Consider the following 25886-nt stretch of genomic DNA (forward strand, 5'->3'; position numbering starts at 1 on the left):
TCTCTTTCCTCTCAATGATGGTCACTCCTCAATGGGAAACGGAAAACGGGAACAGAAGCTATGGTGGGGCTGGCATAGCAGAATGGGACGTTTTGGCAGGAGGCAAGCTACCTGCCCTACTTGTCTTGTTTATGATGCTCTATTTCAGGCACAAAACAATGTAAAGTAGATACCGTCTTGATTGTCAAGAGGAAACGTGACCAATTTTTCTTGTTGACCTGTTTTTCCTTCGTTTCTGACAGGCTGAAAGCCTAACCGAAGCCCGCAACTGGCGTCAAGGCCACTGCGTTTTCCCTTGACACCAGCTGCGGCTTCGGTTGACCATTGCCTGCCTCAGAAACGAAAGAAAAACAGGCCTGCTGGAGCCCACACCGATGTGCAAGAGCGTCGAAAACCACGACGCTCTTGTTGAGCAATACGAGGAACGATGTGCCTGGATCGAGCTGTTAGGCCACCTGTGACATCACCGATGACGCATCTTTGCTCCCATGGGTCGGCCAGGCTTTTCTCGCATCATAGCGCTGGCCGGTCGTGTAGAGCGCAAAGAGAATACGCACCAGTTTGTGCATGACTGCGACCAGAATCTGTTTCTGACACAACCCTCGAGCTTGCAGTTGCTGCGCCCACTCCCGCATATCAGGATCAAATCGTTTGCTATTGAGCGCCGACATGTAGAGCCAGCTGCGCGCTTTGGCATTGCCTCCTCGCCGTTGAGCTTTGCCTCTGACAGAGGTGCCCGAGGTGGCAGCATGAGGCACCACCCCAATGTAGGCAGCCAGCTGAGCCGCTGAATGAACCTCTTGCATCGTCTTCAACAGGCTGTACATGCGCACGGCGGTCAACAGTCCGATCCCTTTGATCTCCTGAAAATGATCGACACACGCGAGGCCCACCGCTTTCTTGTGCCCCAGTACCAGGGGCTCCTCTTTTGCGGGGGGTGGGGTGGTCGTAGTCCGCTCGGATGCAGACAACGCCTCCTCAGATGTCTGGCGTTGCTGCTGCGCGATCTGCTTCAACAGATCGCGCATATGAGCATTCGCCTGTTCTTTTTGGTGCTCGACGAAGGCGATCAGCGCTTGAATCTGCTCGCGGAGGGCAGGCGAAAGCCGCTGATTTTCCAGGCGATTCACCTCCTGTTGCTTGAGGCCTTCCAATTGATCGAGCCGCTCCAGGCTCAGTTTCAATTGGATATGAAGATCATCAAGAGGATGCCAGGCAGGGGGCTGTTTTTGAGCGGCATACAACGCTAAAAGGCGGGCATCCAACGGGTCCGTTTTGGCCAGTTGTCCTTCACTTTTGCGAAATGCGTGCATTTTATGTGGAGCGACCACGCTCATGCGATGGCCTTGAGCATCCATAAAGGTCGCAAAGGCATCAGAGTAGGTTCCGGTGGCTTCCGCACAGACGTGAACCTGAAGAGCCCCTTGCTCAACAAGCCACTGCTGCGCTTCTTGAAAACCGGAGAGGGTATTGGCGATGCGCTTGTGGAAACGACGGCCTTTTTCGGTCCCCAGATGCAGATCGATGGTGAGCTTGGACACATCCGCACCAAGAGGAAGCAGGGTGGATTGCAGAGGATACGCCATAGGAAGACCTCCTTGTTTCTGATATACTCTGTTCACAAGATCAGTTGTCCCGACTCGGTGTCACCCTTGTATGCGGGCTCTTCCTTGCAGTGGGCAACTGGTGGGGGAAGGCTCCTTGATACCGTTGGAACTCGACGTCTGGAAACAGCACTTAGGAGAACGATCTACTGAACGTGGTCAAAGCCAACAAGGGAAAGTTCGTCTTCACTGAGTGCTGAACTGATCTTTCTTCTTCTTTCTAGCATACAAGAAACCTTCCTTGTTGTTAAGATACAAGGGAAAGTCGCTTGTCTCTTTCCTCTGCTCCCACTCCTCTCGGTGAGCCCCTCCATGGCTCAATGGGAAACGGAAAACGGGAACAGAAGCTATGGAGGGGCTGGCAGAGCAGAATGGGACGTTTTGGCAGGAGACAAGCGACCTGCCCTACTTGTCTTTCTATCTCATGCACAAAAAACATATTATGAAATGTCAAATAGAGCAGGTCGCTTGTCTCTTTCCTCTGCTCCCCACTCTGCTCTGTAAACCTCTCCATGGCCATAGATCTGCCTGAGACTGCACAAATTTGAATCTCACACTACAGATTTTGCGCAATTGTAGGGTGTTTGCTTCAGTTCGTCTTCCTTATGTTAGAATGGTGCGTATAACAATTATCTTGAGTAACAAAAACCCACGGGATTTCACTACCAAGAAAAAATTTAGATAAAGGTGCTCCTCATGAACAGTTTTACTGGTATCGAGATTATCATTATTTTTGCTCTGATTTTTGCCAATAGCTTCTTTGCTGCTTCTGAGATTGCTATTGTCTCAGCACGCCGCGGTCGCCTGCAACAGCAGGCCGAAGCTGGCAACAAAGGTGCACAACAGGCACTGGATCTTGCTGAGCATCCTGATCGCTTCCTGGCGACAGTCCAGGTTGGGATCACACTGATCAGCACGCTCGCATCGGCCTTTGGTGGTGCAAGCATCAGTGCGCCTTTAGCCGAGTGGATCAGTACTGTTCCCATCCTCAAACCCTATGCCAATACCATCTCTCTGGCATTGGTTGTCCTCTTAATTACCTATTTCTCGCTGGTCATCGGCGAACTTGCCCCCAAACGCATTGCCCTCCAATCAGCAGAGAAACTTGCGATACGTGTTGCCCCTTTTATGAATCGAATGTCTGTGATAGCTCGACCGATGGTCGCAATCCTGACCTTCTCCGCTGATCTCATTATTCGCATCCTGGGCAAGCATGAAAGTAAACAGGAGACAGTTACAGAAGATGATATTGTCTATCTTGCCCGCGAAGGGGCCGTAAGCGGAACAGTCGAGACCAACGAGCAAGAATTTATTAGCCGGATCTTTCGCTTCACTGATCGCACTGTCAGTAGCGTTATGAAGCCACGCACCGAGATTGTTGCAATCGAACTGAGCACATCCCTGGAACAGGTTATCGAACTCTTCTTGAGTTCAGGCTATACACGGCTGCCTCTCTATGAGAATTCGCTCGATAATGTGATTGGCGTCCTCTACGCGAAAGATCTATTACGCGCTCGAGCAAACCAGCAGACAGACCTGGACCTGCGTACCATCGCTCGCACACCTTTCTTTGTCCCAGAATATCAGCACGTTGATGACCTCCTGGCAACATTCCGTCGCAAGGGGATTCATATCGCGCTTGTCATTGATGAATATAGTCAGATTGTTGGTCTGGTTACACTGGAGGATGTACTCGAAGAGCTGGTCGGTGAGATTCAAGATGAGTATGACGAACCGGCAAATACCGCCTTTGTTCAGCGCGAAGATGGGAGCTGGTTAGTTGATGCCATGACCGATCACGAGTTGGTTCGTGAGAAAATTGGTCTCCCTTCTACTCAAGATGAGGAGCGCGGCAACTATCATACCCTGGCAGGCATGGTGCTCGCCCACCTCGGGCGTATCCCCAAAGTTGGCGATAGCACCACAATCGGGCATTTCATCTTTGAGATCGTGGATATGGATGGACGACGCATTGACAAGATCTTAATTCGGCCACAGGCCAAAGACTGAGCCCTGGTGTACGATGGTCAGGATCACATAACCAGACGGAGTGGGTCATCCCTTTACCTGTCCCTAGTCAGACGTTGATCTTCTCTCACAGGAACAGGAATGCATTGCCTCTCCTCTGAGGGCTGGTTGTCCCAAAGCGGCAAAGGAACGAGAACAGACCATTAGGAGATAGACAGGAAAGCAACGACTTCTGATGTTGCCTTCCTGTCTATCTCCTAATGGTTCCCTTGTTGAATCGACAAACCTGCCTCTTCCGCCTCCCACATAAACTCCCTTGCTTGTCTCATCAATCATCCGTTTTTTGCGACTCATTGCTCTGCTTTCCTCAGAATCTAGTGCATCTACTTAGAGCATGTTTTGTTAATTGTGGAGATGACCTCCTGCAAGGATTCTCAAAGCGAGAAAACGGTTGAGGAATCGTCTGAGATCTGTGGCTAACACTCCCACTTACTATAGAACCATTCCCCCTTTCTTGATCGGTACTCCGAACCGGAAAAGGGGCTTGCACCCTCACTCGTAATACTCCGGCAGCTTTTTCAGCCCTTCCCACTGCTCCTTGTCATGACCGAAAATCACCAGCCCGATATGCTCCCGTTCGACCAGATCAAGCAGTTTCATCGTACTGGCACGGATCGCTTCGGCGTCCGGGTTGCTCCCGTCATCCCCCTCGTTGCGGGTAAAGCCCACACCGAAGGGTACAGCGTCAATCGGCAATACAATGGCCCCCGTTTTAGGAAGCCGCACCAGCACCGATTGATGTCCCGGCACATGCCCGCTCGTCTCAATCAGCTCCAGCCCTGGCAGCAGTTCCGTGTCTCCGTCCACCAGCCGAATGCGCTCCATTGGCTGATCCCATTGAGGTCGATTGGCCGCAAAACGTGGGTTGCTCGCCGCATCCAAATGATGCACACGCTGAACAACATAGTGTGCCTTCGTGAATGCTGCGTGTCTTCCAGCATGGTCGATATCATAATGCGTCGAAATAACTGTATCAATATCATCAGGTTTTAAGCCAATGCTCGCCAACTGCTCGATGACGTCCTGCCCATTCTCGAACTCTGTTTCTCCTTCAGGCATCATCTCAGGGAGACCACTGTCAATCAGGATATTCTTGCCGTCACCCGTTTGCACCAGATAGCACACAATCGGAATCTGGTATTCCGGCATGAACCCAACCTGCATCAGATAAAGACGCTTCATGGCATTCTGGCTCATAAGCTCCTCCTCGGAATTGAAATAGCTATTCTCTCTTATCAATCGTGTTGGCATTCGTATCGGTCCGGCGTGAGGTTTCTGCTTACACATTCTAAAAGCTCACGTTGGCCCGCTCTATGAACGGGCCAACGTGAGCTGTTCGCCTCTTCAAGGCTCATGTGCGAGAACCAGCCCTGATGGGCTTGACAAAGGAGAGCGCAAAGCCTGAATAAGTGGAGCCCCGATCAGAGCGTGCTTGCTCTTTGGCTATGCAGCATTACCACCGCGCATTCCCAAACACGGTCTTAGAGCTTTACACTTGCAGCCAGACGCAATTTATCCATAGCTTCCTGAACGGTCTCTTTATTGTTGTAGACAGCCGAACCAGCTACAAAGAGATTTGCCCCGGCATGGAGCATCTGTGGAATAGTTTGCGCATTGACACCACCATCAACCTCAATATCGCAGTGCAGACCACGATGATTGATAATCTGGCGGGCCTGTGTAATTTTAGGCAATGTCTCGGGTATGAACTCCTGTCCACCAAAACCTGGATTGATCGTCATGATCAGAAGAAGATCAATAAAATGAAACATATCCTGAAGCAGAATAACCGGCGTTGACGGATTAAGCGCTACGCCAGCCTGTTTGCCAGTTGCCTTAATCTGTTTCAGCACACGATGCAGATGTGGGCAGACCTCTTGATGCACAATAATGACATCGGCCCCGGCCTTCGCAAAGGTCTCAATGTACTCTTGTGGATTGCTGATCATCAGATGAGCTTCTAATGGAAGAGTTGTGCACCTGCGAACCGCCTCGACAACCATGGGGCCCATAGTGATATTGGGCACAAAATGGCCATCCATCACATCAATCTGAATGCGCTGAGCCCCCGCAGCCTCAGCCTCGCGGACCTGCTCACCCAGCCGTGTAAAATCGGCTGATAAAATTGAAGGAACTAAACCAACCATAAAAAATTACCTCTCCTGCTCCTTCTGACTGAGCCGGGCAGCAGCAGCATTATCGAGCATCCAGGTAACATGACCATTCGTAGGGCGAACGATCTGCGCAGGATATTCATCGGGCTGGTAGCTCCCCTCCAGCACTGCCTGCAACGCTTCGGCCTTCTCAGCACCTGTAACCAGAAAGAGAACATGCCGGGCAGCATTGAGCAATGGCGGAGTGAACGTCAGACGAGGGGGAGGAGGCTTGGGAACTGTCACAGGCATAATCAGGCGAACCTCTTCCTGCAATGAAGCCTGATGTGGGAAGAGAGAGCAGGTATGTGCCTCAGGCCCCATGCCGAGCTGGATCAGATCGAAGGCTGGCACGCCATCGGTCTGGAATACCCGCTTCATCTCCTGAGTATACGCCAGAGAGGCGGCATCGCGATCAGCCTCATCGGCAGGACAGCGATGGATATTGGCAGCAGGAATCTGTAGCTTACTGAACATCACCTCTTGAGCCAGTTGAAAATTACTTTCGGCATCGGTCGGTGGCACACAGCGTTCATCGGACCAGAAGATCTCAACCTTCGACCAATCAATCTGATCTTTATAAGGATCACCAGCAAGCATTCCATAGAGCTTTCTGGGTGTAGAGCCACCAGAGAGCGCAAGCGTAAACCGACCGTGATCAGCAATCGCCTCATTGGCCGCCTTCACAATAAAGTCGGCGGCCTCCAGGCTTAACTTTTCCGTTGTCGGATAAATAAGAACATCGACAGCCATAAAAGAACTCCTAGATCGCCATCAGGCGAGTAGTGAGAACACCTCATGCAACGTATCTTCATAGAGAAGATCCTGACCCATAATTTCAAACTCGTTATGGAGCAGCTCATCCTCTTTTTGTGTCGCCGTAATATTCACTGTACGCTGGGGACGAGAGCTGGAAGGCAGTTCAACAGCGGTCAGCACATGCTTATCATCTTCACGATCGATAGTAAACGCTGCGTGCTGATCTCCAGATGTGCTTCTCATACGAACCAGGCAGAGTGAACCTGGAGATAGATCAGCATTTTCCCGTGGGCGAACCGAGATTGTCAGAGTGGGAACAGCTTTTTTCTCCACCTGATCCAGCGCAACGGCCAGCAAATGACCGGAGAGCGTTGTCACTCGTGCCATCTTCCAGCTATAGGTACCCGTCTCTGTCTCATGCAGATTGTGCGACGTATCGGAAGAAAGTTTCCAGCCCAGGCGCGTTTTGAGCCAGGCGGCCAGCAAAAGAGCGCGGATTGGATTAGGCGAGACAGCATTGGTACTGTGGGATGTAGCAGGTAAGACGGAATGTTCAATCTCAATGGTATCAACATCCCCCAGATAGGATCTATATTCAGCTACATCGAAGAATTGGGCAACCAGTTCACGCCAGGACGTAATACGGCCCCAGGAGAGATCGCTTAAAGCGCAATCAGGTGTCTCCTGTAAGAGAGAGGAGAGTGTGCGGATACGTTGTTCGGGTACTAAAAACGTATCTGAATCCACGATCACCCGGCTACTCACCCGGGTCAGCTGATGAAAGAGCCCTGGATCAGCAGGCAGATCACTTGGCCACCAGAGATAGACGGGAAGATCGGGCTTCAGTAAAGATGAGACAATGGGAGCCGAAGAGTGAACAGCCTCGCCAGACATATGAACAACAATCTGCTCAAAATGATGGCGCATCACATCCGAAATGATAGAGAAAGAGCGCAGCGTCACCCAGGTCGACACATTCGAAGGCTGGTCACTGCGCGTATCAAGGATCAACAGGGTCACACGTGCAATATGAGTGCTGGACAAATCACGTAAAAGTGTGCTTACTTTATAAGCCGATTGTACATCTGAGACACAGATTACCAGATTAAGGACACTTGTACGCACATTCATGTTCTGACTAATACGCATGTTGTCAGCGGCCAGGTGCCAGAGAGAAGTTAATTCCTCTTCAACCAGCTCAGGGGAAACCTGTTTACCGGCCCAGGGCAACCGCAGCCCTGGAGTCGTGGATTTATCCGTTGCCATTCCCTATACCCTTCCTCAGCTTGAACGTCATTGTTCCAATGGACAACATTGTGCTATCTGTTCTTCGCTAGCTCCTGTAACCACGCATGGAATCCTTCACGGCAAAGGGTCTTCTGCGGGCTAAGGGCGTCGCCACCGGCGACCCTCGCGCCAGATGAACTCATCTGCTGCTTGCGGTCCCCAGGTACCAGACTCATAGGTATGCATGGTTTCGCGCGGCGCGCTCTTCCACTCATCTAGAATACCCTGTACAAACACCCAGGCTGCTTCAACCTCGTCACGACGCGTAAACAAAGTCGAATCCCCATGCATGCAGTCGAGCAAGAGGCGTTCATACGCTTCCGGTTGCTCGCGCACAAAAGAGGAGCCATAGAAGAAGTCCATGTTAACTGCACGAATCTGCATATCGGTTCCGGGAACCTTTGCACCAAACTTTAGCGAAATACCTTCATCAGGTTGTATACGCAGAGTAAGAACGTTCGGTTCCACCTGGCCTTGAGCATCGCTATTCTTAAAGATCATCAGCGGTGCTTGCTTGAACTGAATAGCCACTTCCGAAACACGTTTTGGCAAATGTTTGCCTGTCCGTAAGTAGAATGGTACGCCAGCCCAGCGCCAGTTGTCAATGAACGTCTTGATTGCAACATACGTTTCGGTCATAGACGTTGGTGAGACCCCATTCTCCTGGAGATATCCGGGGACCTCGCGTCCACCAACCCAGCCTGGACCATATTGAGCACGAATCGTATTCGTTAAGACGTCGCGGCCTGTTAAAGGCTGAAGTGCATGAAGCACCTTTACTTTTTCGTCGCGAACAGAATTGGCGTCAAAGGCAATGGGCGGCTCCATCGCGACCAGCGTCATCAGTTGGAGCATATGGTTCTGGATCATATCGCGAATGGCACCCGATTCCTCGTAATACCCACCGCGGCCCTCCAGGCCCAGGTTCTCGGCAACTGTAATCTGCACATGGTCGATATAACGGCGATTCCAGACTGGCTCAAAAATACCATTGGCCAGACGGAAGACCAGAATATTCTGAACCGTCTCTTTCCCTAGATAGTGATCGATACGATAGATCTGCTCTTCCTTGAAAACTTTTCCTACCTGGCGGTTCAATTCATGAGCAGAGGCGACATCATGACCAAAGGGTTTCTCAATAATAATACGTGTCCACCCTTTACGGTTGCGATTGAGTCCTGCAGCCCCCAGATTCTGGATAATTTCAGGATACTGACTTGGTGGTGTCGAGAGATAGAAAATGCGATTTCCACTCGTGCCACGCTCTTGATCCAACTTGTTTAGCAGTTCATTGAGCTGTTCATATCCAGTTGGATTATGAAAATCTGATTGCAGGTAATGCAGACCGGCAGCAAAGCTCTCCCAGACCTGGGGATTCACTGGTTTTTGGCGTGAGTATTGATTAATAGAGTCAAGTGCTTGCTGGCGGAAAGTCTCATCGGTATAAGGCCGTCGTGCAAAAGCAACAACAGAGAACCCGGCTGGCAATGGATGCTCCAACGCTAAGTTATATAGTGCTGGCAGCAACTTGCGGTGCGTAAGGTCACCGGTAGCACCGAAAATGACCATGACGCAAGGCTCTAAGCTCTCTTTAATGCGTAACCCCTCACGAAAAGGGTTCTGCGCCTCTACGACGCTACGCTGAGGCATGCGAAATCTCCTAATATATGGTAACAACGTGTGTAGAAGAAACTATTTCTCGCTTGATTTAACTGCATGTCCACCGAACTCTTTGCACAGTGCAGCCATCACTTTAACAGTGATAGGCTCCTCCTGCCGCGAGCGAAAGCGTTCGATGCGGCTCTGTATTCCGTACCATCTTATCACCTTTCAGTGGACTCTGCTAGTTTGTCTTTTCCATCCATACTCTCTGATCTCATCAAAGGCTGGGGGATGACTCACGCTCCTGCATCCGCTGGCAGGTCGCCAATCAGAAAATGCTGACAACTCAGCAGGAGCGTGATCTACCTTCTGGAAATCTGTCTGGAAATCTGTGACCAGGTTCACAGCATCAGCTTAACGAGCAACCTTGCCTTCTTCGATCGCTTTTTTCTTGCTCTCGATACCGGCAAAAAGCTGATGGAAGGAGTCAGCAAACTTCTGAACGCCTTCATCTTGAAGCTGCTGGGTAACCTGAGCATAGTGGATGCCAATGCTCTCAAGGTCGGCTAACGCCTGTCTGGCTCCTGCGATGTCATCTTCAATGCTGAAGCGAGCAACGCCATGATCCAGGAAATTGACGATCGTCTCCTGAGGCATCGTATCAACGGTATCAGGTCCAACCAGCTCTTCTGCGTACAGAACGTCGCGATACGCTGGATTTTTGGTGCTGGTGCTGGCCCAGAGAGGACGCTGGACATGGGCACCGGCATGCTTCAGTGTCTCGAAGCGAGGGGAGCCAAAGATCTTCTTGAAGTCTTGATAGACCAGGCGAGCATTGGCAATGGCTGCCTTGCCCTCAAGAGCCTTCAGCTTCTGCTGCTCTGCACTATCGCTGCTCGCTTTGATCTTATCCTCCAGCAGTTTGTCGACCAGGGTATCAACACGGCTGACAAAGAAGCTGGCTACTGAGGCAATACTGCTGATGTCTTCGCCATTACTATTGCGCTCTTCAAGGGCGCGAATATAGGCATCGGCCACGTCGCGATAGCTCTCGATTGAGAAGATCAGCGTTACGTTCACGTTGATGCCAGCGCGCAGTACCTGATAGATGGCCTCGATGCAGGCAGGAGTTGCTGGGATCTTGATCATCAGGTTCGGACGATTGACGAGCTGCCAGAAACGTTTGGCCTCATCGATCGTGCCCTGGGTATCATTGGCCAGTTCTGGAGAGACCTCGAGGCTGACATATCCATCTTTCCCATGGGTGCGATCGTAGATCGGGCGCAGCAGATCAGCTACTGAGCGAATATCCTGAATAATCACTGCATCATAGATAGCGTTCGTGTCCTTGCCTTCGTTGATCAGCTGAGAGATCTGTTCGTCATAAGCGTGGCCAGCAGCGATGGATTTTTCAAAAATGGTGGGGTTAGCGGTTACGCCAAGGACACCATCTTTCAACATAGCTGCAAATTTACCAGAAGCTAGTTGAGCGCGGTCAATATTGTCATACCAGACGCTCTGTCCCAATTTGTCTAGTTCTTGCAATGGAGTAGACATTTGTACATCTCCTTTGAGTGGTGCGATCGATTGTACCAGGAGATCGCACCGTTTCATCAAAATCTATCTTTGACGTTTTGATACTACTAGTATGTCACTTAAACGAGACGTTTTGCTTTCTCAATGACATTCTCGACGGTGAAGCCAAACTTCTCGAACAGGGTCTTGGCAGGAGCAGATGCGCCAAAGTGATCCAGGGTGACGGTGTCGCCTTTCGCGCCAATGTAGCGCTCCCAGCCCAATGGGATACCAGCTTCGATGGCAATGCGGGCGGTGATGCTGGCAGGAAGAACGGACTCTTTGTACTCAGCGCTCTGAGCATCAAAAAGCTCCCAACTTGGCAGACTGACCACGCGAGTCGCAATCCCCTCTTCCTGCAACTGTTTAGCAGCGCTCACAGCAAGAGAGAGCTCAGAACCAGTTGCAATCAGAATCAGTTGAGGATGCTCTGCAGTATCCAGCAAGACGTACCCACCCCTGGCAACATTGCTGGCGCTGGCAACCTGGCTCCGATCAAATGTCGGCAGGTTCTGACGTGAGAAGACCAGCACAACAGGACCATGGTGTTTGATGGCGACGCGCCAGGCTTCTGCGCTCTCATTGGCATCACCAGGACGGATCAAGGTTACTCCAGGAATCGCGCGCAGAATTGCAAGCTGTTCGATTGGCTGATGGGTTGGACCATCCTCACCAACGCCAATGCTATCATGGGTGAAGACATAGATCGTATGCAGGTTCATCAGTGAGGCCAGGCGGATCGGTGGGCGCATATAATCCGAGAAGATCAGGAAGGTCGCACCGAAAGGAATCAGACCACCATAGAGGGCCATACCATTGAGAAGACTGCCCATGGCATGTTCGCGGATGCCAAAGTGCAGATTGCTGCCCGACTCTTCGGGGCCAAAGTCGCCGCGACCCTTCATGTAGGTATTGGTTGAAGGGGCCAGATCGGCTGATCCACCAAGCAGATTGGGCAGGTAGGGCGCAATCGCATTCAGAGTTTTCTCAGAAGCAATGCGGCTTCCCATCGTCTCACTTGGTGAGAAGGTTGGGATATGCTCTTCCCAATCGGCGGGCAGTTCGCCCTTTAGCTCTCGCTGCCACTGAGCGGCCAGTTCAGGATAGGCGGCGGCATAGGCATCGTACTCTTTCTGCCAGGCCTGCTCCTGCTCGGCACCACGCTCTACGCTCTGACGGAAGTAGTTCAAGGCTTCCTGCGGAACATAAAATGGCTCTTCGCTCACCCAACCAAGATTCTGCTTGGTCAGCAAGACCTCTTTTTCACCCAGTGGGCTCCCATGGGCACCAGCCGTATCCTGCTTATTGGGGCTACCATAGCCGATGTGGGTGCGCATGACCACTAATGAAGGGCGCTCAGTCTCGGCCTGCGCGTTCAGAATAGTCTGATTGAGTTTCTCAAGATCATTGATATCTGAGATATGCTGGACATGCCAGCCATAGCTCTCAAAACGCTGACCAACATTCTCTCGGAAGGCAATTGCAGTATCACCTTCAATAGTGATGTGGTTGTCATCGTAGAAATAGATCAGTTTGCCAAGTTTCAGTGTTCCGGCCATGGATGCAGCTTCGGAAGCAACGCCTTCCATGAGATCACCATCACTGACGATAGCATAGATGTAGTGGTCAAGAATGGTCTGATCAGGCTGATTAAAGCGAGCCGCTTGATAGCGCTGTGCAATCGCCATTCCAACGCCATTGCCCACACCCTGTCCCAGTGGCCCGGTTGTGGTCTCAATACCTGCGGTATGATGATATTCTGGATGACCAGGCGTTTTACTTCCCCACTGACGGAAGTTCTTCAGATCGTCTAGTGAGAGGTCATAGCCAGTCAGATAGAGCATACTGTAGATCAGCATTGAAGCGTGACCAGGAGAGAGGATAAAGCGGTCTCGGTTCAACCACTGAGGGTTATGGGGATTGTGGCGCATATGGCGCGTCCAGAGTAAATATGTAAGAGGAGCCAGCGCCATGGCTGTACCAGGATGGCCGGAATTGGCTTTTTGAACGCCATCCATGGCCAGAGTGCGAATTGTATTAATACAAAGTTGCTCGAGCGTCTTATGATCGACGGGAGTATGCTGTTGAGTAGTCATTGATCCTCCAGTTTTCCTAAGTGATTATTGTACTCAATACACTAACCGCTTAGTATTCTATCACATAGGTAAACAGCCTTGTGGTAACAACATCACAAAAACTTCTCCATCTGGCAAATCTTGTAAAAACATCACCAGGAAAGGGGCCTGTCTCTCCTTCCCTGCCAGTGCTTGCCTTCATGAGATGAAGCTTTATGAACAGAGCTAGATCTCTCTACGAGCTTTTTGTTGCAGCTCATAAAGTTTACTAATGGCCTCAATCGGTGTCAGTTCATCGATTGACAACGCGGCCAATTCCTCAATCAAAGGATGTTTCTCGTTCTCATTGGCCAGCAACGTCATCTGCCAGGCTACTGGCATCGTCATGTCGCGCATGGCTTTACGCCTGACTTTAGCGTCGCCTTTGCTCTCCAGCTCCTGCAAAATCTCTTCGGCGCGATGAATCACAGGACGTGGAATACCCGCAAGCTGTGCAACATGGATACCATAGCTGCGATCCGCTCCACCAGGAACGATCTTACGCAGGAAAACAACATGTCCATGCTCTTCAGTTACTGCAACATTCAGACAGCGAATGCGTGGCAGGAGCTGTGCGACTTCGACCAGCTCATGATAGTGGGTCGCAAAGAGCGTACGAGCACCACTTCGTTTATTGTTGTGCAGATACTCAACGATGGCGCGAGCAATAGCCAGTCCGTCGTAGGTGCTGGTACCACGTCCAATCTCATCCAGAATGATGAGACTGCGAGGCGTTGCATGGTGCAAAATATTGGCGGTCTCCACCATCTCCACCATAAATGTACTCTGCCCCGTCGCAAGATCATCTTGAGCTCCGATACGGGTAAAGATGCGATCAACCATACCGATTGTGGCGGCCTCAGCCGGAACATAGCTTCCAATCTGAGCCATCAACGTGATCAGGGCAACCTGTCGCAAATACGTTGATTTGCCTGCCATATTGGGCCCCGTAATTATATTGATCTGGGCCGAAGAATTAGAAATATTTGTGTCGTTCGCAATAAAGGGTGCATCGGTCTGGGCCTGTTCTACAACAGGATGGCGGCCAGCAACGATATGGATCGTATCCCCCTCATTTAATTGTGGACGGCAGTAATTCTGTCTGGCTGCCACTTCGGCAAGGCTCAGATAGACGTCGATCTCGGCCAGAGCATGGGCAGTATCCAGAATACGTTCGGCGGCATGAGCGGCGATATCTGCCCGGAGCTGGACAAAGAACTCGTTCTCCATCTTGTTGATACGCTCTTGCGCATTCAAAACAAGGGTCTCATACTCTTTAAGATCAGAGGTGATATAGCGCTCGCAATTGGTAAGCGTCTGTCTGCGGACATACTCTGTTGGTACACGGTTCAGGTTTGAGTTGCTTACCTCGATAAAATAGCCTGAAGCTTTATTGTAGCCAACTTTCAATGTGGAGATGCCGGTGCGTTTCCGCTCACGTTGCTCCATATCGGCAATCCATTGGCGGCCATTTTGCGATGCATTTTTCAGTTGATCGAGCTCAGCGCTAAAATTAGGCCGAATAATTCCCCCCTCGGTAATGCTCAATGGTGGCTCATCGACGATCGCCCGTTCAATTAAGGTGATGATATCGTCGTTATCGGTTAGACGAGCAAGCAAGCGAGAGAGGGTAGGGAGAGAGGAGGGAGGAGTATCTTGCAGGCAGGTGCGAACTTCGGCTGCGGCATGGAGCCCGTTGGCCAGGGCGACCAGATCGCGGGGATTGGCGATGCGCTGGCGCACACGATTGGTTAGCCGCTCAACATCACCCGCTTTTTTCAGTCCTTCTGCCAGTCTGGCCTGTAAGAGACCATCCCCCAACAGCTCTCCAATGGCCTGTTGACGCTGTTCAAGAATACCAATCTCAAGCAGGGGCTGACCGATCCAACGGCGCAAGAGCCGGCCACCCATAGGGCTTCTTGTTCGATCAAGCACCCAGAGGAGGGAACCTTTGACTGAGCTCTGACGCCCTGTTTCAAACAGTTCAAGGTTGCGGCGCGTATAGGGGTCCAGCGTCATAAAGCCTGTGGTCGAATAGGTCTCCAGTGCATTAAGCTGCTGGAGGAGGCCTTTCTGCGTCTCCTGTACATAGGCAAGCACAGCTCCAGCCGCGCGAATGGCCAGTGGCAACCGTTCGCAGCCAAAGCCCTCTAAAGAGGCAACCTGGAATTGTTGCAGCAGCCGATGCCGGGCGTCATCTTCATGAAAGTAGCGCGAATCGTAGGGTGTCACATGACCTGTCACGCTCTCCAAAAGCTTTGCTAGTGGCGCAATATCATCCTCTTCTTCTTCTTCCATCTCCGGTGCTTCGGCATTCGGATTGCCGTTGCTCCCAAGTTTCGTTACCTGCTTCTCACTTAAAACAGCAGCCAACCACCGTCTCTTCCGTTGCCCGTGACGATGATAGTTGGCCTCGACCAGGACCTCAGCAGGTCCAACGCGAGACATCTCCTGCTGGATCGCCAGTTCTGGTTCGGGGGTACTAAACTGCGTCACAGCAAACTCGCCGGTCGTGATATCCAGGTAGGCAATGCCCACTGCATCGCGACCAGCAATGACTGAGGCCAGAAAATTATTGCGCTTGGCAGCCAGCATGGCTGGATCGATAATAGTGCCCGGAGTGACAATACGCACGACCTCGCGCTCAACCAGGCCCTTCGAGAGGGCGGGATCACTGGTCTGTTCACAGATCGCGACGCGGTACCCTTTGCTTACCAGACGAGCAATATAACCATCGGCAGCATGGTGTGGAATACCTGCCATCGGAGATTTCTCGCCGCGGCCAAAATCGCGACGTGTTAAAGCAATCTCTAATTCGCGAGCAACAATCTCTGCATCATCATCAAACATTTCATAGAAGTCGCCCATGCGAAAGAACAGGATGGCATCTGGATTCTGGCGTTTAATAGATAAGTACTGAGTGCGCACCGGGCTGTGGACCGGTGGCTCGTTCTTAAATTCTTCAAATAACACGTGCAACCCTCCTCATACTCTATCTCAGTATAAGCCTAATCAGAGGGGACGTCAATTTGTTCTTAAGAAAGTTTTCTTAAACGACCAGGCGGTCAAATCGAGGGAAAAGCAGAGGGGAAGAGCTCCTGCTTCCCCAACAAGCAATGGTTCTATTGAGCAGGTGTGGAATGGAATAGTCGCTTCAAAATCCCGAATAGAATGGCTACTAGCACCATTATGAAGATAACCAGGCTCAAGATTCCTTGTGGATTCACCGCCATTTCAAACTTCGTCGCCGATGTACTGGTGAAATCAAAGAACCCTTGCGAGAAGAGGCTCAAGTGAATATGTTGTGGAGGATGGGTCACTCCAAACATAAAAATGCCAAAACTACCTATGATAAGGATAAAAAGTGCAATGATTGCACCAATGAATAGCCCTGTAGAGATGGTTTTCATGATACAATACTCCTTTGTGAATTTAAGTGTCTTTATTAATGAATAGTAAAATTAATTGCAAATCATCCATAAAAAACGTTTAAAAATGCATCAATCGTGCGACGCCTCCAACTTTTTTTGACTCCATATATGTATAGCAATGTACAGTGCTCCTAGTATCACCGTGATACCACCATATTGCACACCGATGTGCGCCCAGACTCCTCCTGGCACCTGTTCCAGGATGCCCTGGATATACTGTGCAAATATATAGGCGGGAAGAGATAACACTGTCACGATGAACAGTGCTGGAAGCATTGAGAGCGGATCATCCGGTGAGTAAGGAAGCGCAATACCCAGACAAAAACTAAAGAGATTACCGACCAGAAGGAGAGGCAAGAGTTCCAGCAGCAAGCCCGATGTATTGGTAATCCATACCAGTAATCCCATCAGCAAGAGCCAACAACCTGCACTTACAAGAAAAGTGGTGCTAAGCTTGCCATCGAGAAACCGGCGTCGCTGCAAAGGTACGCTTGCGAGAACCTGATAGGCGCGGCGATCTCGCCCCCAGGATAATTGAGCAGCAGCACAAAGCATCATTGTGATAAGATATCCGGCCACTTGAAGAAGGGCAAAATTCAGCAATACATTGCTTTTCCCAATCCAGGAGTTTGCACCGATAGCAGCAAGCCAGATCCCTATAATCATAAAGAGGCCGATAACCAGTTGTTCATCCCGCAGAAGGCTTTTCAATTCATACACACAGCTCGTCAGAAAAAAGTTGCGTGGAAAAGTCAGGCCACGTAATGGTACCCAATATCCTTTTGTTCCTAGAACAAGTTTGTCGCTACGTTCGATGAAGAACAGGTACAATAGGGCGCAGATAAACGAGACCGAAAGGAGTAGTGCTACGCCCGTAAATATGATGATCGGTCGTGAGTCAAGCACCAGCAGCATCCAATAAGAAGGGAGGAAGATAAGCCAGCCAATCTGGCCTCGTACAAGCTCCACACCACTGTAAATAAGAGGGATCATTAAGAGAATCAGACCAACAGACATGGTCAATCCCATAGCTGTTGTGCGTATTGCAGCGCGATCCGCACCAAAAAGCAATGTTGTCACATAGAGAATTCCTTGATGGAAGGCGAGGGTCATGGCATTATAGCAGAGTAATCCAAATATCGTCGCTCCAAGCAATGGAAGCGGTTGGGCCAGGCCCAATTGTACAAAGATCGGTAATATAGGTACCCAGAGCAAACACTGTGAAGCAAGTAATAACATGAAACCTGGTAATACAACCCCACAACGCTGCTGGGTTGCAGAGATCGGAAGAGGCAAGAATATTCGCTTAAGAACGGTGTCATCTGGTGTAAGTAGCAAAAAAGCAATTAACAGTATAAATGCAGAGATTCCAAAGGAACAAAAAAAACCTGACAGAAGAATGGAGTTAAGCACCAGGTTTTGTGATCTTCCAGAGGCGAGAGGCAATAATGCTTGATAAAAAAAATCATGTGCCAGATAGGCCCCACTCAGGTAGCACATACCTAGCAGTAACACAATAAACCAGAGATAGGGTGCACGACGAAAGAGCTGGCGCAGACGATTCCGCCATAACGTCAGAATAAGTTTAGAAATCTGCCAGAACATGATCCAATTCCTCCTCTTGCTTTTCAATGTCGAGAGCTGTTAGAAACACCTCTTCTAAATTGGTCACTTTATACAAGGAGCGTAGATCATTCGGTGACCCTGTTGCAACAGCCTTTGCTTGATTCAGTAAAACTACTGTATCACACATATCTTCTGCCAGTAAGAGATCATGGGTTGATAAAAGGACGCCGACTCCTCTTTCACAAAGCTTGCGTAATAGTCGTTTCGTGAGAGCAATCATTTCCGGATCCAGTCCAGAGAAAGGCTCATCCAGGATAAGCAATGGTGGCTGGTGCAGAAGGGCGCTAATAAGTTGAATTTTCTTTCGCTGTCCATGAGAGTAGGTTTCAAGTAAATGGTGAACTTTCTCTTCCATATGCAGAAGCGACAGGTAATCCTGCACAGTCGTCCATTTTTCATCGGGCAACTGATAAATTCTATGCACAAATTGCAGATACTCCCAGCCAGTTAAATACGGAATAACATCCTGAGAGTCTGGCACAAAACCAAAATTGTATTTTTCTGCTGCACTCATTCGCAACATTGTCTTTCCACCAAGGATGATCTTCCCCGATGACGGAGGAAAAATCCCAACAAGCATTGAAAGAAGCGTTGTTTTGCCAGCCCCATTCGGACCAAGAAGCCCCAGAATAGTCCCCTCTTCAATCTGAAAAGAGACCTCAGAAACTGCTGTAAATGCACCAAATCTTTTTGTAATCTGACTCACTTCAAGAATATTTTCGCTCATAAGCTCTCCTCTTCAAGAGTGTAACGCATATACATATTTTAAATAATTCAAACGCAATAAAAATTAAAAATCAAATTTCTCATTCTCAACATGGCAGATTGTCATAGCTACGTTACTATCAGTAGTAAATGCGAAGAGAGCAGTGGCGCTACTATATACCGGGTAATAGGTGGCAAGATTTTATCTCCCTTCTCTATCTTAATCATATAAGCAGCGTATTCTAATCCGATCTAATTATACGTTATATTTCGTGGGAAGGAGTGAATATTTTTATAAAAGCTGCTGCAAAAATCATCCTTTTTTGCAATATTCACCATCTTTATCAAGAATAAATGCTCTATATGCCTGGCATTTATTAGTTTTTTATAGCTGTAATGCATATATAGTAATTATTAAAATTTTCTTGTATGTTTATAATGTGTCTGGATTTCATTCTGTATCAGTTGACTTTATGATTTTTATATGGTAATTATAAAATCAGCTTTATGGTATGTTATTACTTTGATTTTATTTTGAGTAAGCTATAGATGTTTTGCACCATACTCGCATAGTTCCAATATTATTAGAAGGAAATAATGGAGTGGCTTTATGACCGTAAAAGTTGTGCTGAAAACGCAGCACTTGAAGAAAAGTTATGGCGTTGTACACGCAGTTGAAGATATCTCTTTATATGTTAACCAGGGAGAGATCGTTGGTTTTCTAGGACCTAATGGATCAGGAAAAACGACAACGATTGGGATGATCCTGGGTCTCATCTATCCAACAGCTGGCAGCATTGAAGTGTTAGGGAAACCAGTCAAACCGCTACAGAATAGAGCTTTACAAAATGTTGGAACACTGATGGGAGCACCCTCATTAATGCTCTCTTTATCAGCCAGAGATAACCTTCGATTGCTCGGTCGCCTGTATGACAATGTTACACCTCAACGCATTGAGCAGGTTCTGGAGATGGTAAATCTACAGCAGGATGCCCATCGATTAGTTAAGCAATACTCAACTGGTATGAAACAACGCCTTGGCCTGGCATTGGCTTTACTCGACAACCCCAAACTTTTGATTCTGGACGAGCCAACCAATGGTATGGATCCATCAGGCATGCATGAGATACGACTATTATTGCGTAATCTGGTGGCACAGGGCATCAGCATTTTTATTAGCAGCCATCTTCTTCACGAGATGGAGATGATCTGCGATAGAGCTGTCATCATTTTCAAGGGCAAAATTATCGCTGAAGGTACAATGGAAGAGCTCCTGGCGGGCAAAGAGATTGTGCGCATTAAGACCAGTCAGCCTGAGTCGGTCAGCGACGCTTTGCAAGGGATCATGCATGGAGCAGGTAAGGTGCAGATAAATGGTGACTATATCGATATTCATGGCTTTACAAGCGAGCAAGTTATTGAATATCTGGTTGAAAAACGTCTTACTCCGCATGAGGTAGGACATGTTCGCCATGATCTTGAGAGTGTGTTTTTGAATCTAACACAAGAGAATAGTGCGAGGAGATAAATTGTATGTTCTGGAAAGTGCTTCTACTGGAAAAAGATAAGCTACAGAAGAGCTTGATTCTCAAAATTGAGCTGATACTACTGGTCTCGCTGATTATCATAGTCGATCTTGGGCAATATCTTCTCATCTCTCTTGCTGCACCGACAAAATTAAAGGCTACAGCCAGCCTTTTTACCTGGCCTGCGGGTCTGGTAGGCTCAATTCAATTTGCGGGAGCACATACCTTTGGTGGCTTGTTATTGGTCATTCTCTTTGGATCTCTCACTGCGCGCGAGTATTCCTGGCGAACCTTTCATTTGTGGCTGAGTCGCGGTGTGCCAAGAAGTACTTTATTGGGTGCGAAGTTTGTCATAAGCATCTTCACGGCTGTCCTTATGGTACTCATTGCCTTTGTTGTAGGCGGAGTTGTAACGGGGGCTCTAACCTATATTGTTTATGGTACGATTTCTATCGAGAAGATCAATCTGCTACAGATAGTGCTCACTCTACCCATTATCAGCTACTGTCTTTTACCTTATGTTGCATTAACTTTTATGCTGGTCTTGCTTAGTCGTTCATCTGTGGTTGCCATTGGAGTAGGGTTAGTCTTTTTACTCTTTATAGAATCTCTCCTTTACACCATCCTGAACTTTATTGGGGGGGTGGCTGCACAAATAGGACAGTATCTTCCCACGGGTCTGGAAGAGTCTCTGTTGAATAGTGTAACAACCGGAACAGGATCTGGCTCATCATCTAATATATTCCATATCCATTATTCATCTCCATGGATAGCTCTCGCTGCGATCACTCTCTATATAGTCCTGTTTGCAGGTATTGGTAGCTGGCGTTTCCTCCAGCAAAACTTCACCGATTAAGCCTGAGAAACAATGAACTGTATGCGCCTTCCTCTCTGAATTGAAGAACTTTTGTATATGAAATGACAAGTTTTACGTATCAAAAGTAACTTCATTGTCTGATCAGTATAGTAAGAAATCTGACGAGAATTGGTGTAAAAGTACATATGTACTCATGAAAACCTTATGTACTAAAAAAAGAGGGGGCGCTGATGTTTTACCTGGTTCTTTTGTTTCTTCTCGTGTTTGGCGGGGTACTGACAGTGGTAGCTGTTGACAACCTTTCCACACCGGTTCATGTAAGCTTGTTACTATGGGCCACACCAGATCTTCCCATTGGACTCTGGATTGTCACAGCTTTTTTATTGGGAGCACTGCTACTCTATATCGTTTCGGCAATCTCAGCCTGGCACGAGCGTAGAGAGATAAGAAAGTTGCGTAAACGAATCGGTCAATTAGAAGAACAGATTGCATCAGCTCGGGCCTCTATTCAAACTCCTTTTTTTAATCAGCCGGCAGCAGTTCCTCGCTCTATTACCAGGCCATTGCGAGTACAACCAAACACGCCAGCTTCTAACGTCCAGAGCTCTTTACCGATGCCGAACTTTCCGAATTGAACGCCGAAAGCCGCCTGAACTTTTATGAATAAAGTGGGAACGCCGTAATTTCTGCTCTTTTTTCTTTTTTACATACTTACGACGCTTTTCCGGACGCTCTTCCACCAGGGGCGTCTCGGAAAAGTCGTCCATTTCATTTATACGAACGGGCAAGTCGTCCATTTCATTTATACGAACGGGCAGATCATCTCTCTCCTCATCGGCGCGAACCACCAATGCCTCTTCTTCATTCTCTGCTGTCTGTCCAGAAGGTTCATCCAGTTCTTCAACAGGCTGAGGCAGATAGTCATCGCCTGATAGAAGAGGATCGCCTGCAAAAACTTGCTCCAACGCACTTAATAGCCCCTCAATATCGGCTCCTTCAAGGATCTGCGGAGCCCTCTCCTCTTCAGTATCAGGCTGGAGCATCTCCTCTTCAACATCCACAACTCTAGAGGAACCTGTATCTGGCCTAACAACGGGAAGGCTGCCTGAATCGCTCATAAGTTTCTGGAACAGAATCTCCTCCGTAACATCATTGAGCAGATAGAGGTCTTCAGGACCTTCACCTTCATCCTGAATGTCTGGAGCAGCAGGTGGCTCTTCCCGTAGACTATCAGGCTCACTCATCAACTTTTGCAATAGCAGGTCTTCTGTCACATCGGCAAAGAGATGTTCAAGCTGAACTTGCTGTTCATCAACTGGATCTACTGGCTGCCTGGGAGTAGCCTCATCCTCGATTGAAGTCATCCAATCATAGGCTCCCTCGAGAGCATGATGGCACCAGGAAGTATAATCGCTACCGATCATATCAAGCTGGTCACAACGTTCGAGCAAGGCGAGAGTATGGTCCAACCACTCATCCCCACGTTCCAGCATCCGATCCAACAGATCGCTATCTGAGACACCATAAGCCTGAAACTGAGCCAGAGCCGCCAGAGCTACAGGAGAAGGCTGGAGAGGCTGCAAATACTTTTCATTCTCAGCAATCCGATTCTGGAAGACTGCGATCTCGCGTGCAATATCTTCTAAACGCTGCTGAGCCATCCACACATGGTAGGCCGAAACAAATTGCTGAAGATCCGTACCTGGCAATTCAGCAAAGAGGCGAGCGACCTCTGCAAAGCCAATTCGCTCCTTAGAAGACTCGTACGATTGACTCATCCCTCAGTCCCCTTCTGTCCGCTTTGATGAAGATCTGGTTGTTGTCCCCAGCGTTCAAACCAGCGCTCAACCAGACGATCGGTACGACGGCTCTGCTGATTGACTGGAACTGCCGCTGGCGACGCTACAGAATCCATGGGCTCTTTCACTGTTGGTTGAGTAGCATGAGCTACCGCGTTGCGCAGCCACCAGGGCAGAGGGATCTGAGGATCGGTGAGATTATAGGTATGAACAAAGGCGCTAAGATCCTCAAATTGCTCCTCTTTCTCCGGGCCAGAATGGGCATAGTCAGGTGTTGAGATCAAAGGCGTTGCAATGCCTCGCTCTTCATCAGGAATGGCAAGATCAGCAGCGAATGCGGGGAAGAGCGATGGATCAGCAATGCTTTGATCTTCTTCAGGAATGGGAAGATCAGAAGAGAATGTAGGCGAGAGCAGTGAGGTCATTGGAAGCTCTTCCGGTAAGGGATAAGGAAGGTCCATTTCTAGCTCGATAGAAGTGGAAGGATGATCGATCAGAGAAGGCAGGACGGGAGTATCTGGAAAGAGCATGGCCATCGAACGAGAGGTAGGGGGCTCTGAAGCCTCTGCAACCTCTGCTAGCAATTGATCGGTACGCTGACTGATCAAGGCCTGAATAATCTTATTACCCGCAAACGAAACATCGTTCTCCAACAAGTTCATCTGTTGATGAAGCTGGCTGAATTCATTTTCCAGTAGAGCGAGTTGAGCGCGAAGCTTCCGGTCGACTTCGCGGTAATAGAGCCATTGTCGATATTGACCCATGCACGTACATTCCGTTCCTGTTAAACGCTCTGTTCAGGAGATCTCAGAGGCAGTATAGCATGAGACAAGAAATGAGACAAGCAATAGCCGCACCGGATAGCCACTCTGCGTGCGAATCGCCTGCCTCTCTTATGAACAATGAGTGCCTTAAAAATCGCCCTCGCGCTCCACTTTGCTTCGATGTGAGATCAGCAATAGCAGACCAACAATAATAAAATTAGCAAAGACCGAACTACCACCATAGGTCATAAAGGGGAGGGGAATGCCAGTCAAAGGCATAATCTTTAAATTGCCAGCACTGATAATCAGCGTCTGAATCGCAAAGATCGAGGTAAGGCCAGCAGCCAGTAACTGCTGAAACGGATCACTTGCCTCCATCGCAATGCGGAACCCACGGTAGACAATCAAGAGATAGATACCAATAATCGCAAACAGACCAACCAGACCAAGCTCTTCAGCAAAGGCTGTCAGCACCATATCAGTATGGACCGCAGGGACAAAAAACTTTCCAGCAGGATGTCCCAGACCCAATCCAGCTCCCAGAATACCTCCACTTGCAATCGCGATTAATCCCTGCACTACCTGGCCGCCGCCACCAATCTCATAGTACAAAGCATCGCTCTGGGCATTCCAGTTCACCATATCAATGCCAACTACTGCAAAGCGCTGCTTCACATACCCAAGCAGTAGATAACCAATAAAGCCAAAGACGACAGCCATCAGAGCACTGGTCACGACATAACTGATCTTGCTGGTCCCCAGATAAATCATGCACAGGAAGATACCATAGATTAGTAGCGCCAACCCCAGTTCACGAACCACCAGGAACAACAACAGACCAATTCCTAACATCATAAGAATGGGCCCAAGCTGTCTCAAAGGCGGAAGCCGAAATGGCCCAAACTTCAAGCTGCCCTCTGCCAGAATCTCACGATTCTCACTTAAATAAGCCGCAAAGAAGATCACAATACAGATCTTGAGCAGTTCAGAAGGCTGAAAATTAAACGGGCCAATGTTCAACTGGTCGTGGGTGGGACTATTCAAGTCTTTGACCTTGAATGTATTCACCAGCGTTGTACAAAACATAACCACACCAAAGAGGGCCGCAGTATATTTATAGCGAGCAAGCCAGTTGATATTGCGGAGAGCAAACATCGTTCCCAGACAGATCACCAGGCCAATAAACACCCAGGTAAGCTGCCGATTACCAAGGCCCGGTATACCGATGTCGGGCCCCAAACGGGTAGACATAATCACGCCCAATCCCGTCAGCACACCAACTAGAGGCAGAAGAAACTGATCAGCCTTGCGGAAAAAGATATTCATGACCACATGAAAACCGAGCAAAGCAGCAATCAGACCAACAATGGGGGTCAGCCCCTGACCAATTGGTAAATTATTAATCTTCAGCGAAGACGTAGGGTCAAGGTTCGATAATAAAAGCTGGGTCATCGCCAGCAGAAATAGGACGAAAGGGAGAATTAATAACCATAGCTCGGTCCAGCGGTAGCGCCGCAATACGCCTGCAGAGCGCTGTGCCATCTGTGCCATCTCTCTCTACCTCTCAATCTAGTGCAATGCATACGTAAAAATCAGCGCCACCGATCTCAACAGCTCCCAAGCGCTGCATAGATCGGTATCACTGCGTTAATTTAAATTGAATATAGCCGACACGAATAATATCGCCTGCTTTGGCCGGAAGCGCATCACGAGCAGGCTGATTATTCACATACGTGCCATTGACGCTGCCAGCATCCTGAACATACCAGACGCCATTGCGAAACCAGAGCCGGCTATGTTCGGACGAGATAAAATTGTCTGGAATCTGAATCACATTCGTTGGGCCACGACCAATATTTGTCTGTGGCTCCAGGTCGAAGCGGGTTCCTGGCAGAATACTGCTGGGGCCGCTATCGACCACAATCAAATGTCCCAGAATAGGAGACGCTTTACTGTCCGGATCCTGGCTAGCCTTAGCCGTCTTCTTTAGATCGCGGGTAATGGCAATGACCACCTGCATCAAAAAGAGATAGAGCAGGACAATAAAGAGTAAGCGTAAGACCAATAAAAACACTGGTAGTTGCATAAGGCGGAGA

The 25886-nt window shown here is 49.1% G+C and carries 20 protein-coding genes; 4 read left to right on the forward strand and 16 right to left on the reverse strand.

Annotation, left to right across the window (positions count from 1 at the left end):
- Positions 1–446: 446 nt before the first annotated feature.
- A complete protein-coding gene (locus EL628_RS16130; RefSeq protein WP_126577820.1) occupies positions 447–1586 on the reverse strand; it encodes an IS110 family RNA-guided transposase in 1140 nt (379 codons plus the stop codon).
- Between the two features lie 714 nt (positions 1587–2300).
- Here EL628_RS16130 and EL628_RS16135 point away from each other — a divergent pair.
- Positions 2301–3614, forward strand: coding sequence for a hemolysin family protein (locus tag EL628_RS16135; RefSeq protein ID WP_126580949.1), 1314 nt, complete (start codon positions 2301–2303; stop codon positions 3612–3614).
- 510 nt (positions 3615–4124) lie between these two features.
- Here EL628_RS16135 and EL628_RS16140 read toward each other — a convergent pair.
- The 11 genes from EL628_RS16140 to EL628_RS16190 all read right to left on the reverse strand — a co-directional run bounded on the left by EL628_RS16140 (position 4125) and on the right by EL628_RS16190 (position 18906).
- Complete coding sequence (locus tag EL628_RS16140; RefSeq protein ID WP_126580950.1) at positions 4125–4829, reverse strand: N-acyl homoserine lactonase family protein; 705 nt, start codon at positions 4827–4829, stop codon at positions 4125–4127.
- Between the two features lie 284 nt (positions 4830–5113).
- Positions 5114–5779 carry a ribulose-phosphate 3-epimerase gene (gene rpe / locus EL628_RS16145; RefSeq protein WP_126580951.1) on the reverse strand — a complete coding sequence of 222 codons (666 nt, stop codon included), beginning with the start codon at positions 5777–5779 and terminating at the stop codon, positions 5114–5116.
- A gap of 6 nt (positions 5780–5785) precedes the next feature.
- Complete coding sequence (gene pgl / locus EL628_RS16150) at positions 5786–6538, reverse strand: 6-phosphogluconolactonase (protein ID WP_126580952.1); 753 nt, start codon at positions 6536–6538, stop codon at positions 5786–5788.
- A 21-nt stretch (positions 6539–6559) separates the two neighbouring features.
- A complete protein-coding gene (locus EL628_RS16155) occupies positions 6560–7810 on the reverse strand; it encodes a glucose-6-phosphate dehydrogenase assembly protein OpcA (protein ID WP_126580953.1) in 1251 nt (416 codons plus the stop codon).
- A gap of 120 nt (positions 7811–7930) precedes the next feature.
- Positions 7931–9481, reverse strand: a complete 1551-nt coding sequence (zwf, locus tag EL628_RS16160) for a glucose-6-phosphate dehydrogenase (RefSeq protein ID WP_126580954.1) — start codon at positions 9479–9481, stop codon at positions 7931–7933.
- A 366-nt stretch (positions 9482–9847) separates the two neighbouring features.
- The gene (gene tal / locus EL628_RS16165) at positions 9848–10990 is read right to left on the reverse strand and encodes a transaldolase (protein WP_126580955.1); all 1143 of its coding nucleotides are present in this window, start codon (positions 10988–10990) and stop codon (positions 9848–9850) included.
- A gap of 98 nt (positions 10991–11088) precedes the next feature.
- Positions 11089–13104, reverse strand: coding sequence for a transketolase (gene tkt, locus EL628_RS16170; protein WP_126580956.1), 2016 nt, complete (start codon positions 13102–13104; stop codon positions 11089–11091).
- Between the two features lie 204 nt (positions 13105–13308).
- Positions 13309–16095, reverse strand: a complete 2787-nt coding sequence (mutS, locus tag EL628_RS16175) for a DNA mismatch repair protein MutS (protein WP_245994120.1) — start codon at positions 16093–16095, stop codon at positions 13309–13311.
- A gap of 149 nt (positions 16096–16244) precedes the next feature.
- Positions 16245–16532, reverse strand: coding sequence for a hypothetical protein (locus tag EL628_RS16180; RefSeq protein WP_126580958.1), 288 nt, complete (start codon positions 16530–16532; stop codon positions 16245–16247).
- Between the two features lie 90 nt (positions 16533–16622).
- Positions 16623–18158, reverse strand: coding sequence for a hypothetical protein (locus EL628_RS16185; protein ID WP_126580959.1), 1536 nt, complete (start codon positions 18156–18158; stop codon positions 16623–16625).
- Positions 18139–18906: an ABC transporter ATP-binding protein gene (locus tag EL628_RS16190; protein WP_126580960.1), complete on the reverse strand. Its 768-nt coding sequence runs from the start codon at positions 18904–18906 to the stop codon at positions 18139–18141. Before EL628_RS16190 ends, EL628_RS16185 begins: the two co-directional genes overlap by 20 nt.
- Positions 18907–19494: 588 nt before the next feature.
- Here EL628_RS16190 and EL628_RS16195 point away from each other — a divergent pair.
- The 3 genes from EL628_RS16195 (at position 19495) to EL628_RS16205 (ending at position 21862) form a co-directional block, all read left to right on the forward strand.
- On the forward strand, positions 19495–20412 hold the full coding sequence (locus tag EL628_RS16195) for an ABC transporter ATP-binding protein (RefSeq protein ID WP_126580961.1): 918 nt from the start codon (positions 19495–19497) through the stop codon (positions 20410–20412).
- A 5-nt stretch (positions 20413–20417) separates the two neighbouring features.
- Positions 20418–21266 carry a DUF2705 family protein gene (locus EL628_RS16200; RefSeq protein WP_126580962.1) on the forward strand — a complete coding sequence of 283 codons (849 nt, stop codon included), beginning with the start codon at positions 20418–20420 and terminating at the stop codon, positions 21264–21266.
- Between the two features lie 191 nt (positions 21267–21457).
- The gene (locus EL628_RS16205) at positions 21458–21862 is read left to right on the forward strand and encodes a LapA family protein (RefSeq protein ID WP_126580963.1); all 405 of its coding nucleotides are present in this window, start codon (positions 21458–21460) and stop codon (positions 21860–21862) included.
- On the opposite strand, the gene EL628_RS16210 is transcribed toward EL628_RS16205, so the two are convergent.
- The 4 genes from EL628_RS16210 to EL628_RS16225 all read right to left on the reverse strand — a co-directional run bounded on the left by EL628_RS16210 (position 21836) and on the right by EL628_RS16225 (position 25876).
- Positions 21836–23005, reverse strand: a complete 1170-nt coding sequence (locus EL628_RS16210; RefSeq protein WP_126580964.1) for a hypothetical protein — start codon at positions 23003–23005, stop codon at positions 21836–21838. The genes EL628_RS16205 and EL628_RS16210 overlap by 27 nt on opposite strands.
- Positions 23002–23790, reverse strand: a complete 789-nt coding sequence (locus EL628_RS16215; RefSeq protein WP_126580965.1) for a hypothetical protein — start codon at positions 23788–23790, stop codon at positions 23002–23004. Before EL628_RS16215 ends, EL628_RS16210 begins: the two co-directional genes overlap by 4 nt.
- 147 nt (positions 23791–23937) lie before the next feature.
- On the reverse strand, positions 23938–25332 hold the full coding sequence (locus tag EL628_RS16220) for an FtsW/RodA/SpoVE family cell cycle protein (RefSeq protein ID WP_126580966.1): 1395 nt from the start codon (positions 25330–25332) through the stop codon (positions 23938–23940).
- A gap of 97 nt (positions 25333–25429) precedes the next feature.
- A complete protein-coding gene (locus EL628_RS16225) occupies positions 25430–25876 on the reverse strand; it encodes an FHA domain-containing protein (protein WP_126580967.1) in 447 nt (148 codons plus the stop codon).
- Positions 25877–25886 lie beyond the last annotated feature (10 nt).

It is taken from the genome of Tengunoibacter tsumagoiensis, assembly GCF_003967535.1.
Classification (GTDB): Bacteria; Chloroflexota; Ktedonobacteria; order Ktedonobacterales; family Ktedonobacteraceae; genus Tengunoibacter; species Tengunoibacter tsumagoiensis.

What these genes read in the sequence shown, in the direction of transcription:
- EL628_RS16205 (WP_126580963.1), top strand. Translation starts at nt 21,458, where the DNA reads ATGTTTTACCTGGTTCTTTTGTTTCTTCTCGTGTTTGGCGGGGTACTG.
- EL628_RS16185 (WP_126580959.1), bottom strand. Translation starts at nt 18,158, where the DNA reads ATGTTCTGGCAGATTTCTAAACTTATTCTGACGTTATGGCGGAATCGT.
- pgl (WP_126580952.1), bottom strand. Translation starts at nt 6,538, where the DNA reads ATGGCTGTCGATGTTCTTATTTATCCGACAACGGAAAAGTTAAGCCTG.
- EL628_RS16155 (WP_126580953.1), bottom strand. Translation starts at nt 7,810, where the DNA reads ATGGCAACGGATAAATCCACGACTCCAGGGCTGCGGTTGCCCTGGGCC.
- tkt (WP_126580956.1), bottom strand. Translation starts at nt 13,104, where the DNA reads ATGACTACTCAACAGCATACTCCCGTCGATCATAAGACGCTCGAGCAA.
- EL628_RS16180 (WP_126580958.1), bottom strand. Translation starts at nt 16,532, where the DNA reads ATGAAAACCATCTCTACAGGGCTATTCATTGGTGCAATCATTGCACTT.
- EL628_RS16195 (WP_126580961.1), top strand. Translation starts at nt 19,495, where the DNA reads ATGACCGTAAAAGTTGTGCTGAAAACGCAGCACTTGAAGAAAAGTTAT.
- EL628_RS16190 (WP_126580960.1), bottom strand. Translation starts at nt 18,906, where the DNA reads ATGAGCGAAAATATTCTTGAAGTGAGTCAGATTACAAAAAGATTTGGT.
- EL628_RS16135 (WP_126580949.1), top strand. Translation starts at nt 2,301, where the DNA reads ATGAACAGTTTTACTGGTATCGAGATTATCATTATTTTTGCTCTGATT.
- EL628_RS16210 (WP_126580964.1), bottom strand. Translation starts at nt 23,005, where the DNA reads ATGAGTCAATCGTACGAGTCTTCTAAGGAGCGAATTGGCTTTGCAGAG.
- rpe (WP_126580951.1), bottom strand. Translation starts at nt 5,779, where the DNA reads ATGGTTGGTTTAGTTCCTTCAATTTTATCAGCCGATTTTACACGGCTG.
- EL628_RS16225 (WP_126580967.1), bottom strand. Translation starts at nt 25,876, where the DNA reads ATGCAACTACCAGTGTTTTTATTGGTCTTACGCTTACTCTTTATTGTC.
- EL628_RS16215 (WP_126580965.1), bottom strand. Translation starts at nt 23,790, where the DNA reads ATGGGTCAATATCGACAATGGCTCTATTACCGCGAAGTCGACCGGAAG.
- EL628_RS16130 (WP_126577820.1), bottom strand. Translation starts at nt 1,586, where the DNA reads ATGGCGTATCCTCTGCAATCCACCCTGCTTCCTCTTGGTGCGGATGTG.
- EL628_RS16200 (WP_126580962.1), top strand. Translation starts at nt 20,418, where the DNA reads ATGTTCTGGAAAGTGCTTCTACTGGAAAAAGATAAGCTACAGAAGAGC.
- EL628_RS16220 (WP_126580966.1), bottom strand. Translation starts at nt 25,332, where the DNA reads ATGGCACAGCGCTCTGCAGGCGTATTGCGGCGCTACCGCTGGACCGAG.
- tal (WP_126580955.1), bottom strand. Translation starts at nt 10,990, where the DNA reads ATGTCTACTCCATTGCAAGAACTAGACAAATTGGGACAGAGCGTCTGG.
- EL628_RS16140 (WP_126580950.1), bottom strand. Translation starts at nt 4,829, where the DNA reads ATGAGCCAGAATGCCATGAAGCGTCTTTATCTGATGCAGGTTGGGTTC.
- zwf (WP_126580954.1), bottom strand. Translation starts at nt 9,481, where the DNA reads ATGCCTCAGCGTAGCGTCGTAGAGGCGCAGAACCCTTTTCGTGAGGGG.